Here is a 16479-nt window from a genome sequence, read left to right on the forward strand (position 1 = left end):
CGCCTTCCGAGTCCGACCACGCGAAATTTCTCGCCCACTTTTTGGGCGACAAAAGAAAAGGGTAGCCGAAGCTACCCTTGTCGTTACAGCCTGACCTTGCGCTTAGCGCTTGGCTTGCCGCTTGAGCTGCTGGATGGTGCGCAGCTGGGCGGCGGCTTCGGCGAGCTGAGTGGCGGCAGCGGTGTAGTCGAACTCCGTGCCCTTGTCGCTCAGGGCTGCCTCGGCGCGCTGCTTGGCTTCCAGAGCGGCAGCTTCGTCGATGTCACCGGCGCGGCTGGCGGTATCGGCCAGCACTTCGACGACATTCGGCTGCACTTCCAGAAAACCGCCGGAGATGTAGAACACCTCCTCGGCGCCCCCGGCCTTGACCAGGCGGATGGGGCCCGGTTTCAGATCGGTGAGCAGCGGCGCATGGCCCGGGGCGATACCCAGATCACCCAGGTGGCCGTGGGCGATGATCATCTCCACCGCGCCGGAGAAGATTTCCCCTTCCGCGCTGACGATGTCGCATTGGACTGTCTTGGCCATAGCGTGCCTCTAAGAGCGCCCGTCGCCGGGCGCGGCAGTTACAGTTTCTTGGCTTTCTCGATGGCTTCGTCGATGCCGCCGACCATGTAGAACGCCTGCTCGGGCAGGTGATCGTAGTCGCCGCGCAGGATCCCGGAGAAGCCGGCGATGGTGTCCTTGAGGGACACGTACTTGCCGGGCGAACCGGTGAAGACCTCGGCCACGAAGAATGGCTGGGACAGGAAGCGCTGGATCTTACGCGCGCGGGATACCAGCTGCTTGTCGGACTCGGACAGTTCGTCCATGCCCAGGATCGCGATGATGTCCTTCAGCTCCTTGTAGCGCTGCAGCACGTACTGGACGCCGCGAGCGGTGTCGTAGTGCTCCTGGCCGATCACGTTCGGGTCCAGCTGGCGCGAGGTGGAGTCCAGGGGATCGACCGCCGGGTAGATACCCAGGGAGGCGATGTCACGGGACAGAACCACGGTGGCGTCCAGGTGGGCGAAGGTGGTCGCCGGGGACGGGTCGGTCAAGTCATCCGCAGGGACGTAAACGGCCTGTACGGAGGTGATCGAACCCAGCTTGGTGGAGGTGATGCGCTCCTGCAGGACACCCATCTCTTCGGCCAGGGTCGGCTGGTAGCCCACCGCGGACGGCATACGACCCAGCAGCGCGGACACTTCGGTACCGGCCAGGGTGTAGCGGTAGATGTTGTCGACGAACAGCAGGACGTCACGGCCTTCGTCACGGAATTTCTCGGCCATGGTCAGACCGGTCAGGGCCACGCGCAGACGGTTGCCCGGCGGCTCGTTCATCTGGCCATAGACCAGGGCGACCTTGTCCAGAACGTTGGAGTCCTTCATCTCGTGGTAGAAGTCGTTCCCTTCACGGGTACGCTCGCCCACGCCGGCGAACACGGAATAACCGCTGTGCTCGATGGCGATGTTACGGATGAGTTCCATCATGTTGACGGTCTTGCCCACGCCGGCGCCGCCGAACAGGCCGACCTTGCCGCCCTTGGCGAAGGGGCAGACCAGGTCGATGACCTTGATGCCGGTTTCCAGCAGGTCGTTACCACCTGCCTGCTCGGCATAGGACGGGGCCTTGCGGTGGATTTCCCAACGCTCTTCCTCGCCGATGGGGCCGGCTTCGTCGATGGGGTTGCCCAGCACGTCCATGATGCGGCCGAGGGTCTTGACGCCGACCGGGACCTTGATGGCCTCGCCGGTGTTGCCGACGTTCAGGCCGCGCTTGAGGCCTTCGGTGCTACCCATGGCGATGGTACGGACCACGCCGTCGCCCAGCTGCTGCTGGACTTCCAGAGTGGTTTCGGCACCCTGCACCTTGAGGGCGTCAAAGACGCGCGGTACCGCGTCGCGCGGGAATTCCACGTCGATCACGGCGCCGATGATTTGTACGATACGTCCGCTACTCATTTCGCGTTCCTCGAATGTTTAAGCTGTCCGTCAGACCGCGGCGGCGCCGCCGACGATTTCCGAAATTTCTTGGGTGATCGCAGCCTGGCGAGCCTTGTTGTAGACCAGCTGCAGCTCCTTGATGAGATCGCCGGCGTTGTCGGTGGCGTTCTTCATCGCGATCATCCGCGCGGCCTGTTCGCTGGCAGCGTTCTCGACCACGGCCTGGTACACCTGGGATTCCACGTAGCGCACCAGCAGACCGTCGAGCAAGGTCTTGGCGTCGGGCTCGTAGAGATAGTCCCAATGCTTGCCTTGCAGCTCACCGCCCTCGGCCGGCACCAGGGGCACCAGCTGCTGGATGGTCGGCTTCTGGGTCATGGTGTTGACGAAGACGTTGGACACCACGTACAGACGGTCGATACGGCCGTTCAGGTAGGCATCCAGCATCACCTTGATGCTGCCGATCAGATCGCCGATCGCCGGGGCTTCGCCGAGGTGGCTGATGGCCGCGACCACGTTGCCGCCGAAGCTGCGGAAGAAGGAGGCACCCTTGGCCCCGATCACCGCCAGATCGATTTCCACACCCTTGCCGCGCTGGTCGCTCATGTCGCGGACCAGAGCCTTGAACAGGTTGGTGTTCAGACCACCGGCCAGACCCCGATCGGAGCTGACCACGATGTAACCGACGCGCTTGACCTCGCGTTCCACCATGAAGGCATGGCGGTACTCGGGGTTGGCGTTGGCCAGGTGGCCGATCACAGCGCGGATGCGCTCGGCATAAGGCTTGCTGGCAGCCATGCGGGCCTGAGCCTTACGCATCTTGCTGACCGCAACCTTTTCCATGGCGCTGGTGATCTTCTGTGTGCTTTTGATGCTCGCGATCTTGCCGCGAATCTCTTTTGCGCCTGCCATGTGACACCTATCGGGTTGGCAAACGGGGGCTGGCGCCCCCGTCGCGGCTTACCAGGTTTGCGTGGCCTTGAACTTCTCGATTCCCGCCTTGATGCCGGCGTCGATCTCGTCGTTGAAGTCGCCCTTCACGTTGATCTTGGCCATCAGGTCGGCGTGATCGCGGTTGAAGTAGGCGATCAGGGCCTGCTCGAAGCTACCGATCTTGTCCAGGGACACATCGCTCAGGAAACCACGCTCGGCGGCGTACAGGCTCAGGGACATCTCGGCGATGGACATGGGCGCGTACTGCTTCTGCTTCATCAGCTCGGTGACGCGCTGACCATGCTCGAGCTGCTTGCGGGTGGCTTCGTCCAGGTCCGAGGCGAACTGGGCGAAGGCCGCCAGTTCACGGTACTGGGCCAGCGCGGTACGGATACCGCCGGACAGCTTCTTGATGATCTTGGTCTGGGCCGCACCACCCACACGGGATACCGAGACACCGGCGTTGACCGCCGGGCGGATGCCCGAGTTGAACAGGCCGGCTTCCAGGAAGATCTGGCCGTCGGTGATGGAGATCACGTTGGTCGGAACGAAGGCGGACACGTCGCCGGCCTGGGTCTCGATGATCGGCAGCGCGGTCAGCGAGCCGGTCTTGCCGGTCACGGCGCCGTTGGTGAACTTCTCGACGTAGTCGGCGGAGACGCGGGACGCGCGCTCGAGCAAACGGCTGTGGAGATAGAACACGTCGCCGGGATAGGCTTCACGGCCCGGCGGACGACGCAGCAGCAGGGAGATCTGGCGATAGGCCACGGCCTGCTTGGACAGATCGTCATAGACGATCAGGGCGTCTTCACCGCGGTCGCGGAAGTATTCGCCCATGGTGCAACCCGAGTAGGGCGCCAGGAACTGCAGGGCAGCCGATTCGGACGCACTGGCTGCCACCACGATGGTGTTGTGCAGAGCGCCGTTCTCTTCCAGCTTGCGTACCACGTTGGCGATGGTCGACTGCTTCTGACCAATGGCGACGTAGACGCAGCGGATGCCGCTGTTCTTCTGGTTGATGATGGCATCGATCGCCATGGCGGTCTTGCCGATCTGACGGTCACCGATGATCAGCTCACGCTGACCACGACCAACCGGGATCATGGCATCGACGGCCTTGTAGCCGGTCTGCACCGGCTGGTCGACCGACTGACGCCAGATCACGCCCGGCGCGACCTTCTCGACGGCGTCGGTAGCGCTGGCATTCAGCGGACCCTTGCCATCGATGGGGTTGCCCAGGGCGTCGACGACGCGACCCAGCAGTTCCGGACCAACCGGGACTTCCAGGATGCGGCCGGTGCACTTGGCGCTCATGCCTTCGGCCAGACCCAGGTAGCTACCCAGGACCACGGCGCCGACGGAGTCTTGCTCCAGGTTCAGCGCCATACCGTAGATGCCGCCCGGGAATTCGATCATTTCGCCGTACATGACGTCGGCCAGACCGAAGATCCGCACGATACCGTCAGACACGCTGACGATGGTGCCTTCGTTGCGGGCTTGCGAGGTCACGTCGAGCTTGTCGATGCGACCCTTGATGATTTCACTAATTTCGGAAGGATTGAGTTGCTGCATGCTACTGCCCCTTCAAACTCAAGGTTTCAACGCTTCGGCCAGTTGCGCGAGCTTGCCGCGAACGGAGCCATCGATTACCAAGTCGCCGGCGCGGATAACCACACCACCGATCAGGCTCGCATCCTCGGATGCATTAAGTCGCACGTGTCGACCTAGCCTTGCGCTGAGAGCCTTGGCGAGTTTGTCTTGCTGTTCTTCGCTCAGGGCGAAAGCACTGGTGACTTCCGCCTCGATGGATTTTTCCTGCTCGGCCTTGTACGCCTCGTAGATCTCGGCGATGGCCGGGAACAGGTCGATCCGGTTGTTTTCTGCCACGGTCCGAACGAAGTTCTGGGACTGTGCATCCAGCTGATCGCCACATACATCGATGAGCAATCCGGCCTTGGCGTCCGCAGTCAACTGCGGCTGCTGAAGCAGCTGGCGCACGGTCCCATCTTGGGATACCGCGGCGAGCAGCCCGAGCGCGGCCGACCATTGGGTCAGCTGCTGCTGGGACTGTGCGAACTCGAAAGCCGCCTTGGCATAGGGCCGGGCCAGCGTGTTCAGTTCTGCCATTGGTGGCCTCGCTTAGATTTCCGCTGCCAGTCGGTCGACCAACTGGGCATGAGCATTGGCATCAACGGTCGATCCGAGGATCTTCTCGGCGCCGGCCACGGCCAGCACGCCGACGCGAGCACGCAGAGCGTCCTTCGCGGTGTTGATTTCCTGCTCGATTTCCGCCTGAGCCTGCGCCTTGATCCGGTCGCCTTCGGCACGGGCCTTGGCCTGTGCGTCCTCGACGATCTGAGCGGCACGCTTGTTGGCTTGCTCGATGATCTCGGCTGCTTGACCCTTGGCTTCGTTCACTTTCTGGTTGGCTTGCTGCTGTGCCACTTCCAGATCACGAGCCGCGCGGTTGGCAGCGTCAAGGCCATCGGCAATCTTCTTCTCACGCTCACGCAGCGCCGAGATGATCGGCGGCCACACGTACTTCATGCAGAACAGCACGAAGATGAAGAAGGCAACGGACTGGCCTATCAGGGTTGCATTAATGTTCACGCCAACACCTCGCTCGTTCGTTGTCCATCAGTCCTGCCTACACCCGCGAGGGTGATCAGCCGGCGATCTGACCAACGAAGGGGTTAGCGAAGGTGAAGAACAGGGCGATACCAACACCGATCATGGTCACGGCGTCGAGCAGACCGGCGACGATGAACATCTTGACTTGCAGCATCGGAACCATTTCCGGCTGACGAGCGGCGCCTTCGAGGAACTTGCCACCCAGCAGACCGAAGCCAATGGCGGTACCCAGAGCGCCCAGGCCAATCAGCAGAGCAACGGCGATCGCGGTCAAACCAACTACAGTTTCCATCTTTCCTCCCGACTTTTTTAGTCGTCTTGGTTAAGGTTGAAGCGAAAAAGTTTTCCCAAGTTACCCGGCGGACGAGGTCCTCCGGGACTCACGGCAGAACCGCCCCCGGACGCCGTCAGCAGCGTCCGGAAGCCATTCCTTAGTGACTTTCTTCGTGCGCCATCGACAGGTAGACGATGGTCAGCATCATGAAGATGAAGGCCTGCAGGGTGATGATGAGGATGTGGAACACCGCCCACGCCCACTGCAGCACGATACCCAGACCGCCCAGTGCCAGACCGTTGGCGAACATGATGGCGATCAGAATGAAGATCAGCTCGCCCGCATACATGTTGCCGAACAGTCGCAGTGCCAGCGAGATCGGCTTGGCGATCAGGGTGACGAATTCGAGCAGGAAGTTGATCGGAATCAGGATGATCTGCAGCAGCGGATTCTTGCTGCTGAAGGGGTGCAGGGTCAGCTCGCCGAAGAAACCGCCGAGACCCTTCATCTTGATGCTGTAGAAGATGATCAGGCCAAACACCGACAGGGCCATGCCCAAGGTTGCGTTCGGGTCGGTGGTGGGCACCACGCGGAAGTAGGTGTGCTCGCCGAACAGCATGCCGGCCACGGACGGCAGCCAGTCCACCGGCACCAGGTCCATCAGGTTCATCAGGAAGATCCAGACGAAGATGGTCAGGGCCAGGGGCGCGATCAGGGCGTTCTTGCCATGGAAGGTGTCACGGACGCTGCCGTCGACGAATTCCACCAGCACTTCGACGAAGTTCTGCAGGCCGCCGGGCTGACCGCTGGTGGCCTTCTTGGCGATGCTGCGGAACAGCACCAGGAAGATCAGGCCGAGGGCGACCGACCAGCCCAGGGTGTCCACGTGGAAGGCCCAGAAGCCCATTTCCTTAGCTTCAGCGGGGGTGTGGGCGAAGCTCCAGCCGTTCACCGGATGCATACCATAGGTCAGGTTCTGCAGGTGGTGCTGGATGTAGCCCGAAGCGGAGTCTGCTGCCATGTGTGCCTCGAATGCCTTAAGGTCTAGTCGGTTTTTTCAGTAGCAGGGGCGCGCCGGCATTGACCATCAGCGTCAACAGATAGACGCCGAACAGTGCAGGAGCCGAAAGCGGTTTTACCCCGGCAAACGTCAGTGCAAAGAGCACTGCCGTGAGAATCAGTTTGCCCGCCTCGCCCGAGTAGAAAGAACGGACGATGTCTCGGGCGGCATGGGCGCCGCGATAGCGGAACGCCTTGAACGAAAAATACAGATTGGGCAGCCAGGCAATCAGCCCACCCAACAATCCGGAATAACCGGCGACCTTACCGACGAAGCAATACAAGACAACGGCGGCACACGACGCGACAGCCAGTTGGACGAGCAGCAGGCGAAAGGCAGGCTGATGATGGAAGGGCAGGCGTTTGGGCGTGCGGCGGTCCATCGGCTCGAAGTCCTCTGGTGTCGGCTTAATAGTTGTTTTCACTGGCATGCTTTGTGCCGACAAAAAGCGGGCAAAGTATAGGGGCGCGCCAGGGGTGGTTCAAGCCACCCCGGACAGATTGCCTTTATTGCCGGAAGGCATTTGTGTCAGCGAATGTGCGCCAGTACGCCTTGAAGTTCGTCCAAAGAGGTATAGCGGATCACCAGTTGACCCTTGCCCTTCTCGCCATGGCGGATCTGCACGTTGGCGCCCAAACGCTCGGCCAGACGCTGCTCCAGACGGCTGATGTCCGGATCCACGGCTGGTGCCTTCTCAACCGGCTCCGTTCCGCTGAGCCACTGGCGCACCAGGGCCTCGGTCTGGCGGACGGTGAGACCCCGTGCGACAACGTGCCGCGCCCCTTCGGCCTGGCGGGTCTTGGGCAGACCGAGCAGCGCCCGGGCATGGCCCATTTCCAGCTCGCCCTTGGCCAGCAGGTCCTTGGCGTCCTCGGCCAGCGCCAGCAGGCGCAGCAGATTGGTCACGCCCGAGCGCGACTTGCCGACGGCTTCGGCCACCTGGGCCTGGGTCAGCTCGAATTCGTCCTGCAACCGCTGCAGGGCCATGGCCTCTTCCAGCGGATTGAGATTCTGCCGCTGGATGTTCTCGATCAGCGCCAGGGCGATGGCCACCTGGTCGGGGACGTCGCGCACCAGGGCGGGGATGCGGTCCAGGCCGGCCTGCTGGCTGGCACGCCAGCGGCGTTCACCGGCGATGATCTCGTAACGGCCTTCGCCGATGGCACGCACCACGATGGGCTGCATCAGCCCTTGGACGCGAATGGAGTTGGCCAGCTCTTCCAGAGCGGTCGGATCCATGTGCCGGCGCGGCTGGTACTTGCCGCGCTGGATGATGTCCACCGGCAGCGATTGCAGTTCGCTGACCGGGGTGGCGGCGGCCTGCTCCTGCAGGACCTTGACGCTGGCACCGCCGAGCAGGGCGTCGAGACCGCGGCCCAGACCTCGTTTCTTCACAGCCATGGGGATTCCTTAGGCAGTCTTGGCGACGCGAGCCGCCTTGCGCTGACGTTTGACCAGCTCGCTGGCCAGCTCCAGATAGGCCGCGGCCCCCTTGGAGCTCTTGTCGTAGACCAGCGCGGGCATGCCGTAGCTGGGTGCTTCGGCCAGGCGGACGTTGCGCGGAATGATGGTTTCGTAGAGCTCGTCGCCGAAGTGCTGCTTGAGCTGGGCGGCGACGTCGTTGGCCAGGCCGATGCGCGGATCGAACATGGTGCGCAGCAGGCCTTCGATCTTGAGCTGCGGATTCAACCGCTGGGCGATGTGCTGGATGCTGCCGATCAGATCGGTCAGGCCTTCCAGGGCGAAGTATTCGCACTGCATGGGGATGATCACGCCGTCGGCGGCCACCAGCCCGTTGATGGTCAGCATGGACAGCGACGGCGGGCAGTCGATGAGCACGTAGTCGTAGTTGTCCCGCACGGGGGCCAGGGCGTCGCGTAGGCGACTCTCGCGCCCGCTCATCTCCAGCAGCTCGACTTCCGCGGCGGTGACGTCGCGGTTCGAGGGCAGCAGTTGGTAGCCGCCATGCTCGGAGAAGTGCATGGCATCGAGTAGACCGCAGGCGCCGGTGAGGACGTCCAGCACCGAATGCTCCAGGGCATGCTTGTCCACCCCACTGCCCATGGTGGCGTTACCCTGGGGATCGAGGTCGATCAGCAGCACCTTGCGCCGGTTGGTGGCGGCCAGAGAAGCGGCGAGATTGATGCACGTGGTGGTCTTGCCCACCCCGCCCTTCTGGTTGGCTATCGCGTAAACCTTGGCCATGTACCGCCTTACCCCTCTCCGTTCGTGCGGCGCAGTATCAGCAAGTGCCGCTGGCCTTGGCAACCGGGAACCGCGAGGACGTGCGCCGCCGCAACTTGGAAATCCGCTGGTAGCTTGGCCAGTTCGTCGTCGGGGTGCAGCCCCTTCATCGCCAGCCACTGTGTTTGGTTGTCGCCCAGGTGGCGCGTCCAGGTGGCGAAGTCGTCGATGGCGCTGAACGCCCGCGAGACGATGCCGGTGAAGGGCGCGGCAGGCTGGTAGGCCTCGACGCGGGCGTGGACCACGTCGAGATTGGCCAGGCCCAGTTCGATCCTGGCCTGGGTCAGGAAGCGGGTCTTCTTGCCGTTGCTGTCGAGCAGGGTGAAGCGCGACTCGGGAAAGAGGATCGCCAGGGGAATGCCCGGCATGCCACCACCGCTGCCGACATCCAGCCAGTGTCCGGCGCCCACGTGGGGGACGATGCTGAGGCTGTCCAGCAGGTGCCGCGAGACCATCTCGTTGGGATCGCGCACCGCGGTGAGATTGTAGGCCTTGTTCCACTTGACCAGCAGGTCCAGGTAGCCCAGCAACCGCTCTTCCACGGCGGCGGTCAGGGCCACGCCGAGGGTCTCGGCGCCCTGACGCAGTTCGTTGGCTTGGATCGCGCTGGCCATCAGGCGCTGTGCTCCAGGCTGCGACCGGCGCTGCGCTTCTTGAGGTGGATCAGCAGCAGCGAGACCGCCGCTGGCGTGACGCCGGGAATGCGCGAGGCCTGCCCCAGGGTCTCGGGACGGGTCTGGGCCAGCTTGTGCTGGATCTCCTTGGACAGTCCGGAAATGCTGGCGTAGTCGAGCTCCGCGGGCAGCGCCACGGCATCGCTGGCGCGCAGTCGCTGGATCTCGTCCTGCTGGCGATCGATGTAGCCGGCGTACTTGGTCTTGATCTCGATCTGCTCGGCGACCTGGGTCTCGGCCGGCGTCTCGCCCACCGCGGCCATCAGGCCGGCATAGTCGATCTCCGGCCGGGCCAGCAGGTTTTGCAGGTTGTATTCGTGATTGAGCGGCGTGCCGAAACGCTCGGCGACCGCCGTGCCCTGGGGCGTTCCCGGACGGATCCAGGTGGCCTTGAGACGCTGCTCTTCCAGGACGATGCCCTCGCGCTTGGCTTCGAACAGCGCCCAGCGCTGGTCGTCCACCAGGCCCAGCTCGCGGCCCTTTTCGGTCAGGCGCAGGTCGGCGTTGTCTTCGCGCAGGATCAGCCGGTACTCGGCGCGCGAGGTGAACATCCGGTAGGGCTCCTGGGTGCCCAGGGTGATGAGGTCATCCACCAGGACGCCGAGGTAGGCCTCGTCGCGGCGCGGACACCAGGCTTCACGGCCCTGGGCGCGCAGCGCGGCGTTGGCCCCGGCGAGCAGACCCTGGGCGCCGGCTTCTTCGTAACCGGTGGTGCCATTGATCTGGCCGGCGAAGAACAGCCCGGCGATGACCTTGGTCTCCAGGCTGTACTTGAGATCCCGCGGATCGAAGAAGTCGTATTCGATGGCGTAGCCGGGCCGCAGGATGTGGGCGTTCTCCATGCCACGCATGGAACGCACCACCTCGAGCTGCACATCGAAGGGCAGCGAGGTGGAGATGCCGTTGGGATAGAGTTCGTGGGTGGTCAGGCCCTCGGGTTCGAGAAAGACCTGATGGCTGTCCTTGTCGGCGAAGCGATGGATCTTGTCTTCGATGGACGGGCAGTAGCGCGGCCCTACCCCTTCGATCACGCCCGAGTACATGGGCGAACGATCCAGGTTGGCGCGGATGATGTCGTGGGTGCGGGCGTTGGTGTGGGTGATCCAGCAGCTGACCTGCTGGGGATGCTGCTCGCGATTGCCGAGGAAGGACATCACCGGCAGGGGGGTATCCCCGGGCTGCTCGGTCATCACCGAGAAATCCACCGAGCGGCCGTCGATGCGCGGTGGCGTACCGGTCTTCAGCCGCGATACCCGCAGTGGCAGTTCCCGCAGGCGCTGGGCCAGGGCGATGGCCGGCGGATCGCCCGCTCGTCCACCACTGTGGTTCTGCAGGCCGATGTGTATAAGACCACCGAGGAAGGTCCCGGCGGTCAGCACCACGTTGTCGGCATGGAATTTCAGGCCCATCTGGGTGACCACGCCGGCGACGCGATCGCCTTCGACGATGAGGTCGTCACAGGCCTGCTGGAATATCCACAGGTTCGGCTGGTTTTCCAGCGTATGGCGGATGGCCGCCTTGTACAGCACGCGGTCGGCCTGGGCGCGAGTGGCGCGCACGGCAGGTCCCTTGCGGCTGTTGAGAATGCGGAACTGGATGCCGGCGAGGTCCGTGGCCGCGGCCATGGCGCCGCCCAGGGCATCGATCTCCTTGACCAGATGGCTCTTGCCGATGCCGCCAATGGCGGGGTTGCAGCTCATCTGGCCGAGAGTTTCCACATTATGCGTGAGCAGCAGGGTGCGCACACCCATGCGAGCGGCCGCCAGGGCCGCTTCGGTACCGGCATGGCCGCCGCCGATCACGATGACGTCGAAACGGGAAGGAAAGTCCACCACGCACCTCGTGCCTGTTGGCAGGAATTCAAAGGAAAGCCGGCAAGTATAAGGCCTGAGCGGCTCTTGCAGAAGGGGTTCTGGCCAAAAAATGACCAGCCGTCAAGAGAGACCTCCAATATAAACAATAGGGAAGAAAGTTTTAAAAGGACTGATATAGAGCTTATGTATATGCAGGCCCTTCGCTGTGGATAAGCTTATCCAGCCCTTGGCAGGTCTGGGCTGGGGAAAAACTGAACCCGGTGTACGTCTTGTGCTGTGGATGAACACAAGCTATCAGCATCCTGTGGACCCTTTGCCCGCTTATCCACAGTGGCAATCATGGATAGGTCGTGCACCGATTTATGGGCAGACCTCAGGCGGGGTTATCAACAGGGCTCTGGAAGGGGGAAGTGAGGACAGACAAGGCCTGCATTGCACAGGCCTGCTACAGCGGAGCGGGAGTTACTTGCCGATGCAGAAGCTGGAGAAGATGCGGCCGAGCAGATCGTCGGAGCTGAAGGCACCGGTGATCTCGCCGAGTACCTGCTGAGCCTGGCGCAGATCCTCGGCCAAGAGCTCGCCGGAACCAGCCAGGGTGAGCTGGCGATAGCCGTGGTCCAGGGCGCTGGCCGCCCGCTGCAGGGCATCCAGATGGCGGCGGCGGGCGCTGAAGCCGCCCTCGGTGGTCTGCTCGAAGCCCATGCAGGCCTTGAGGTGCTCGCGCAAGGCTTCGACACCGCCGCCATCGGTGGCGCTGAGGGCGATCTCCACCGGTTCGCTGGTGGCCAGCAGGCCGGTAACCTCGCCGGTGAGATCGGCCTTGTTGCGGATCACCGTCAGCTTGTCCAGCGGCGGTCGGGTGCTCAGCAGCTCCGGCCAGAGCGTCTGGGGATCCCGAGCTTCCGGCGCGCTGGCATCCACCACCAGCAGCACCCGGTCGGCGCCGGCGATGGCGTCCAGGGCGCGCTGGACGCCAATCTGCTCGACCCGGTCGGTGGTGTCGCGCAGGCCGGCGGTATCGACCACATGCAGCGGCATGCCGTCGATGTGGATATGTTCGCGGAGGACATCCCGGGTAGTGCCGGCGATGTCGGTGACGATGGCGGCTTCGCGACCGGCCAGGGCATTGAGCAGGCTGGACTTGCCGGCATTGGGACGGCCGGCGATCACCACGGTCATGCCATCGCGCAGCAGGGCGCCACGATTGGCTTCGCGCTGGACCTCGTGCAGCTCGGCCTGGACGCCCTCCAGCAGGCCCTGCACCCGACCGTCGGCGAGGAAGTCGATCTCCTCCTCGGGAAAGTCGATGGCGGCCTCGACATAGATGCGCAGGCGGATCAGCTGTTCGACCAGGCTTTCCACCCGGCGCGAGAATTCGCCCTGTAGCGAGCGCAGGGCATTGCGCGCCGCCTGTTCGGTGCTGGCCTCGATGAGGTCGGCGATGGCCTCGGCCTGGGCCAGGTCGAGCTTGTCGTTGAGAAAGGCGCGTTCGCTGAATTCCCCCGGGCGGGCCAGGCGTGCGCCCTCTTCCAGGGTGCGGCGCAGGAGCAGGTCGAGGATCACCGGACCTCCGTGGCCCTGGAGTTCCAGCACGTCTTCGCCGGTGAAGGAGTTGGGGCCGGGAAAGAACAGGGCGATGCCAGCGTCCAGCACGCTGCCGTCGGCGGCGAGGAAGTTGCCGTAGTGGGCATGCCGAGGCGGCAGCTCACGGCCGCAGATCGCCCGCGCCAGGGGGGCGGCCAGGGGACCGGAGACGCGGACGATGCCGACCCCGCCGCGCCCGGTGGCGGTGGCGATGGCGGCGATGCTGTCGGAAGGCAGAGACATGACGATCCTCCAGAAAGCACGACGCCCCAATCAAGGGGCGTCGTGTGGACAGGGTGAGCGAGGTCAGGCCTTCTTGCTGGCCGCCTCGATCTTCCGGGTAATGTACCACTGCTGCAGGATCGACAGGCAGTTGTTGACGATCCAGTACAGCACCAGACCGGCCGGGAACCACAGGAAGAAGAAGGTGAAGACGATGGGCATCATCTTCATGACCTTGGCCTGCATGGGATCCGGCGGTGCCGGGTTGAGCATCTGCTGCACCAGCATGGTGGCGCCCATGATGATCGGCAGGATGAAGAAGGGATCCTTGGCCGACAGGTCGGTGATCCAGAACATCCAGGGCGACTGGCGCATCTCGACGCTTTCCAGCAGCACCCAGTACAGCGCCAGGAACACCGGCATCTGCACCACGATGGGCAGGCAGCCACCCAGGGGATTGATCTTCTCCTTGCGGTACAGCTCCATCATCGCCTGGGACATCTTCTGGCGATCGTCGCCATGCTGCTCCTTGAGCGCCTGCAGTCGCGGACCGACGGCGCGCATGCGCGCCATGGAGCGGTAGCTGGCGGCGGACAGCGGGAAGAACAGCAGCTTGATGATGATGGTCAGGACGATGATCGACCAGCCCCAGTTACCCAGGATGCTGTGGATATGCTGCAGCAACCAGAAGATCGGCTGAGCGATGAACCACAGGAAACCGTAGTCGACGGTCAGCTCCAGACCGTGGGACAGGGTCTTGAGGTGCTCCTGGATCTTCGGACCGGCATAGAGGGTCAGCGAGGTCTCGCCCTTGCCACCCGCCGGCACGCTGAACTGCGGACCGGTGAAGCCGACGATGTAGTTGCCCTGGGCGTCCTTGCGGGTGGTGATCTGGTGCTGCTCGTCCTTGTTCGGCACCCAGGCGGTGACGAAGTAGTGCTGCAGCCAGCCGACCCAACCACCCTGCACGGCTTCCTGCAGGCGATTCTTGTCCATGTCGCTCATGGACACCTTGCGATAGGGCTCGGCCGGGGTACCGACGGCGGCGCCCAGGTAGGTGGACACGCCGGTGGCGGTGGTCGCCGAGGGATCGCCGCTCTTGTCCCGCTTGAGCTGGGCGTAGAGCACGCCGTTCCAGGCGTTGGCGCTCTGGTTGTCGATCAGGTAGCTGACCTGGATCTGGTAGGCGTTCGGGTTGATGCAGGTGATCTTCTTCTGCGCCTTCTCGGCGTCCGAGCAATCGACCTTCAGGCCCCGGTGGAAGGTGAATCTCTTGGTGTAGTCGACGCCGTTGGCCTGGTACTTGAGATCCACCACCAACTGCTGCTGGCCATCGGCGAGCACGTAGCTGGACTGGGCCGAGGTGTACAGCGGACGCCCGGCGCTGTTGGCGTCGGGACCGTTGGCACCGGTCAGGCCGCTCTGGGCCAGGTAGAGACGCTCGTTGCCGTTGTCGAACAGCATGAAGGGCACGTCGGGATGATCCTGACGGCGGGGGTACTGCACCAGACCGAGCTGGACGATGTCGCCGCCGCGAGGATCGATGGCCAGATCCAGGACGTCGGTACGTACCTTGATGAGCGCAGTGCTTGCCTGAGCGGTCGAGTTGTCCACCGGCGCCGCAGCCTTGGCGTCAGCGGGAACATCGGTGGGCACGTTGGGAGTGTCACCCGGCAGGACGCTGGTCTGCGTCTTGGCCGTGGGCAGATCGGCCTGGCCGTAATCCTTGTTCCACTGGAAAACCAGGGTGTAGGACACGATCGCCAAGGCGGCAATGAGTAGCGGGCGCTTGATATCCATGTTTACTCGGCCATCGAAGAGGTCGGGGCTGGGGTCTTTGCGGGAGGAACGGGATCATATCCGCCTGAGTGCCAGGGATGGCACCGGCACAGTCGCCGTGTGGTCAGCCAGCCACCACGCAGCAGCCCGTGGCGCTCGATGGCTTCGAGGGCGTAACCGGAACAGGTCGGATAGAAACGACAGTGACTGGCCATCATGGGGCTGATGGCATAACGGTAGAAGCGAATCAGCAGCAGGGCCGGTTTACGCATGAGCACCGTCGGGACTGTCGGTTGGGTGGGCAACGGTCTTGCTCGCCTGGCGATTGAGACGTTTCCACAGTTGCAGCAGCTGATCGTGCAATTCGGGATTGTCGACTTCGCCAAGTCCCTTGCGGGCGACGAAGACCAGATCGAAGCTGCCCAGGCGGTCCTGATTCAGACGGAAGGAATCTCGGATGACCCGCTTGATGCGATTGCGCTCGACAGAAAGCTTGACGCTCTTCTTGCCGATGACCAACCCCAGACGGGAATGGTCGAGCCCATTGGCATGGGCGAGCAGCAGCAGGTGCTTGCCGGATGCCTTGTGGGTGGGAGAGTCAAAGACCGCTTGGAACTGTTGGGAGCTCAGTAAGCGCCTGTCCCGACCGAAACCCTGACTCACCACCTGACCGGGCAATCAGATCGCCAGACGCTTGCGGCCTTTGGCACGGCGACGGGCGAGAACCTGACGGCCGTTCTTGGTTGCCATACGAGCACGGAAACCGTGGACACGGGCGCGCTTCAGGGTGCTGGGTTGGAAGGTGCGTTTCATGGACTTTTACCTAGGTGAAAGCGGCAAGGCATGAGTGCCCCGCGCAAAGAGACCGGCGATTCTAGAGAAAGCCTCGATGCAGGTCAATTTCCAACCAGCACCGGCTGACAGGAGACCAGCCAAATAAAATCAACAGGTCAGAAGGTTTTAAAAGACTGTTGAAGTGAATATGTATGGTGCAGCGGATTTCTGTGGATAGATCGTGCCAGGGCAGATGGCCTCTGCGCTGAGCGGGAACGGAAAGTCTGTTTTCAACAGGTGCAATTCGGGTGCTCTGCCTGCTGAGAGGCTGTGGATAAGCAGACCTGTTACGCACAGCACGATTATCCACAACAAAAAGCCCTGGGATGTCCAGAGAGGTCAGACGGCGTTATCCACAGAGCTGACGGTCATGGGTCCGCCCCTGATGGCCGTGACGGCTATCTACCGGGAAACTGCGTGGCCATGTGGATAACCTGGGTGGGGAGGGATACAATGGGCGTTTGCTCATGGCCCGTCCGGGCCGCTCCAGTTCTTGGGAGACGCT

Annotated in this window: 18 protein-coding genes; all 18 read right to left on the reverse strand. The window is 63.2% G+C overall.

Annotated elements, in window-relative coordinates; translation table 11 throughout:
• Window positions 1-102: 102 nt before the first annotated feature.
• On the reverse strand, window positions 103-528 hold the full coding sequence (locus tag V6W80_RS23785) for a F0F1 ATP synthase subunit epsilon (RefSeq protein WP_007160117.1): 426 nt from the start codon (window positions 526-528) through the stop codon (window positions 103-105).
• A gap of 38 nt (window positions 529-566) precedes the next feature.
• The gene (gene atpD, locus V6W80_RS23790; protein WP_017641466.1) at window positions 567-1943 is read right to left on the reverse strand and encodes a F0F1 ATP synthase subunit beta; all 1377 of its coding nucleotides are present in this window, start codon (window positions 1941-1943) and stop codon (window positions 567-569) included.
• A gap of 30 nt (window positions 1944-1973) precedes the next feature.
• Window positions 1974-2837 carry a F0F1 ATP synthase subunit gamma gene (gene atpG / locus V6W80_RS23795; protein WP_007160119.1) on the reverse strand — a complete coding sequence of 288 codons (864 nt, stop codon included), beginning with the start codon at window positions 2835-2837 and terminating at the stop codon, window positions 1974-1976.
• Window positions 2838-2885: 48 nt separating this feature from the next.
• Window positions 2886-4430 carry a F0F1 ATP synthase subunit alpha gene (atpA, locus tag V6W80_RS23800; protein WP_017641467.1) on the reverse strand — a complete coding sequence of 515 codons (1545 nt, stop codon included), beginning with the start codon at window positions 4428-4430 and terminating at the stop codon, window positions 2886-2888.
• A gap of 18 nt (window positions 4431-4448) precedes the next feature.
• Complete coding sequence (locus tag V6W80_RS23805; RefSeq protein WP_017641468.1) at window positions 4449-4985, reverse strand: F0F1 ATP synthase subunit delta; 537 nt, start codon at window positions 4983-4985, stop codon at window positions 4449-4451.
• A 12-nt stretch (window positions 4986-4997) separates the two neighbouring features.
• Window positions 4998-5468, reverse strand: a complete 471-nt coding sequence (locus V6W80_RS23810; RefSeq protein ID WP_007160122.1) for a F0F1 ATP synthase subunit B — start codon at window positions 5466-5468, stop codon at window positions 4998-5000.
• A gap of 55 nt (window positions 5469-5523) precedes the next feature.
• Window positions 5524-5781 (reverse strand): F0F1 ATP synthase subunit C, encoded by a 258-nt coding sequence (gene atpE, locus V6W80_RS23815; RefSeq protein WP_003097235.1) that lies wholly within the window; start codon window positions 5779-5781, stop codon window positions 5524-5526.
• A 139-nt stretch (window positions 5782-5920) separates the two neighbouring features.
• A complete protein-coding gene (gene atpB, locus V6W80_RS23820; RefSeq protein ID WP_007160124.1) occupies window positions 5921-6784 on the reverse strand; it encodes a F0F1 ATP synthase subunit A in 864 nt (287 codons plus the stop codon).
• Between the two features lie 16 nt (window positions 6785-6800).
• Window positions 6801-7205 (reverse strand): F0F1 ATP synthase subunit I, encoded by a 405-nt coding sequence (locus V6W80_RS23825; protein ID WP_017641469.1) that lies wholly within the window; start codon window positions 7203-7205, stop codon window positions 6801-6803.
• Window positions 7206-7351: 146 nt separating this feature from the next.
• Window positions 7352-8224 carry a ParB/RepB/Spo0J family partition protein gene (locus V6W80_RS23830; RefSeq protein ID WP_338545540.1) on the reverse strand — a complete coding sequence of 291 codons (873 nt, stop codon included), beginning with the start codon at window positions 8222-8224 and terminating at the stop codon, window positions 7352-7354.
• Window positions 8225-8233: 9 nt separating this feature from the next.
• On the reverse strand, window positions 8234-9028 hold the full coding sequence (locus V6W80_RS23835; protein WP_007160127.1) for a ParA family protein: 795 nt from the start codon (window positions 9026-9028) through the stop codon (window positions 8234-8236).
• A gap of 8 nt (window positions 9029-9036) precedes the next feature.
• On the reverse strand, window positions 9037-9681 hold the full coding sequence (rsmG, locus tag V6W80_RS23840) for a 16S rRNA (guanine(527)-N(7))-methyltransferase RsmG (protein ID WP_338545541.1): 645 nt from the start codon (window positions 9679-9681) through the stop codon (window positions 9037-9039).
• Window positions 9681-11573, reverse strand: coding sequence for a tRNA uridine-5-carboxymethylaminomethyl(34) synthesis enzyme MnmG (gene mnmG / locus V6W80_RS23845; RefSeq protein WP_338545542.1), 1893 nt, complete (start codon window positions 11571-11573; stop codon window positions 9681-9683). Before mnmG ends, rsmG begins: the two co-directional genes overlap by 1 nt.
• 444 nt (window positions 11574-12017) lie before the next feature.
• Complete coding sequence (mnmE, locus tag V6W80_RS23850) at window positions 12018-13382, reverse strand: tRNA uridine-5-carboxymethylaminomethyl(34) synthesis GTPase MnmE (protein ID WP_338545543.1); 1365 nt, start codon at window positions 13380-13382, stop codon at window positions 12018-12020.
• A 63-nt stretch (window positions 13383-13445) separates the two neighbouring features.
• Window positions 13446-15161 carry a membrane protein insertase YidC gene (gene yidC, locus V6W80_RS23855; RefSeq protein ID WP_064307087.1) on the reverse strand — a complete coding sequence of 572 codons (1716 nt, stop codon included), beginning with the start codon at window positions 15159-15161 and terminating at the stop codon, window positions 13446-13448.
• A gap of 2 nt (window positions 15162-15163) precedes the next feature.
• The gene (gene yidD, locus V6W80_RS23860; protein WP_081594596.1) at window positions 15164-15412 is read right to left on the reverse strand and encodes a membrane protein insertion efficiency factor YidD; all 249 of its coding nucleotides are present in this window, start codon (window positions 15410-15412) and stop codon (window positions 15164-15166) included.
• Window positions 15405-15806, reverse strand: a complete 402-nt coding sequence (gene rnpA / locus V6W80_RS23865; protein ID WP_026083891.1) for a ribonuclease P protein component — start codon at window positions 15804-15806, stop codon at window positions 15405-15407. The genes yidD and rnpA overlap by 8 nt, the downstream gene beginning before the upstream one ends.
• A gap of 12 nt (window positions 15807-15818) precedes the next feature.
• Window positions 15819-15953: a 50S ribosomal protein L34 gene (rpmH, locus tag V6W80_RS23870; RefSeq protein ID WP_017641476.1), complete on the reverse strand. Its 135-nt coding sequence runs from the start codon at window positions 15951-15953 to the stop codon at window positions 15819-15821.
• Window positions 15954-16479 lie beyond the last annotated feature (526 nt).

The sequence above is a fragment of the Pseudomonas benzopyrenica genome (assembly GCF_036884265.1).
Lineage (GTDB): Bacteria > Pseudomonadota > Gammaproteobacteria > Pseudomonadales > Pseudomonadaceae > Chryseomonas > Chryseomonas benzopyrenica.

Excerpts from the sequence above, each read along its gene's own strand:
- V6W80_RS23785 (WP_007160117.1), bottom strand. The coding sequence starts at position 528 with ATGGCCAAGACAGTCCAATGCGACATCGTCAGCGCGGAAGGGGAAATC.
- atpD (WP_017641466.1), bottom strand. The coding sequence starts at position 1,943 with ATGAGTAGCGGACGTATCGTACAAATCATCGGCGCCGTGATCGACGTG.
- atpG (WP_007160119.1), bottom strand. The coding sequence starts at position 2,837 with ATGGCAGGCGCAAAAGAGATTCGCGGCAAGATCGCGAGCATCAAAAGC.
- atpA (WP_017641467.1), bottom strand. The coding sequence starts at position 4,430 with ATGCAGCAACTCAATCCTTCCGAAATTAGTGAAATCATCAAGGGTCGC.
- V6W80_RS23805 (WP_017641468.1), bottom strand. The coding sequence starts at position 4,985 with ATGGCAGAACTGAACACGCTGGCCCGGCCCTATGCCAAGGCGGCTTTC.
- atpE (WP_003097235.1), bottom strand. The coding sequence starts at position 5,781 with ATGGAAACTGTAGTTGGTTTGACCGCGATCGCCGTTGCTCTGCTGATT.
- atpB (WP_007160124.1), bottom strand. The coding sequence starts at position 6,784 with ATGGCAGCAGACTCCGCTTCGGGCTACATCCAGCACCACCTGCAGAAC.
- V6W80_RS23825 (WP_017641469.1), bottom strand. The coding sequence starts at position 7,205 with ATGGACCGCCGCACGCCCAAACGCCTGCCCTTCCATCATCAGCCTGCC.
- V6W80_RS23830 (WP_338545540.1), bottom strand. The coding sequence starts at position 8,224 with ATGGCTGTGAAGAAACGAGGTCTGGGCCGCGGTCTCGACGCCCTGCTC.
- V6W80_RS23835 (WP_007160127.1), bottom strand. The coding sequence starts at position 9,028 with ATGGCCAAGGTTTACGCGATAGCCAACCAGAAGGGCGGGGTGGGCAAG.
- rsmG (WP_338545541.1), bottom strand. The coding sequence starts at position 9,681 with ATGGCCAGCGCGATCCAAGCCAACGAACTGCGTCAGGGCGCCGAGACC.
- mnmE (WP_338545543.1), bottom strand. The coding sequence starts at position 13,382 with ATGTCTCTGCCTTCCGACAGCATCGCCGCCATCGCCACCGCCACCGGG.
- yidC (WP_064307087.1), bottom strand. The coding sequence starts at position 15,161 with ATGGATATCAAGCGCCCGCTACTCATTGCCGCCTTGGCGATCGTGTCC.
- yidD (WP_081594596.1), bottom strand. The coding sequence starts at position 15,412 with ATGCGTAAACCGGCCCTGCTGCTGATTCGCTTCTACCGTTATGCCATC.
- rpmH (WP_017641476.1), bottom strand. The coding sequence starts at position 15,953 with ATGAAACGCACCTTCCAACCCAGCACCCTGAAGCGCGCCCGTGTCCAC.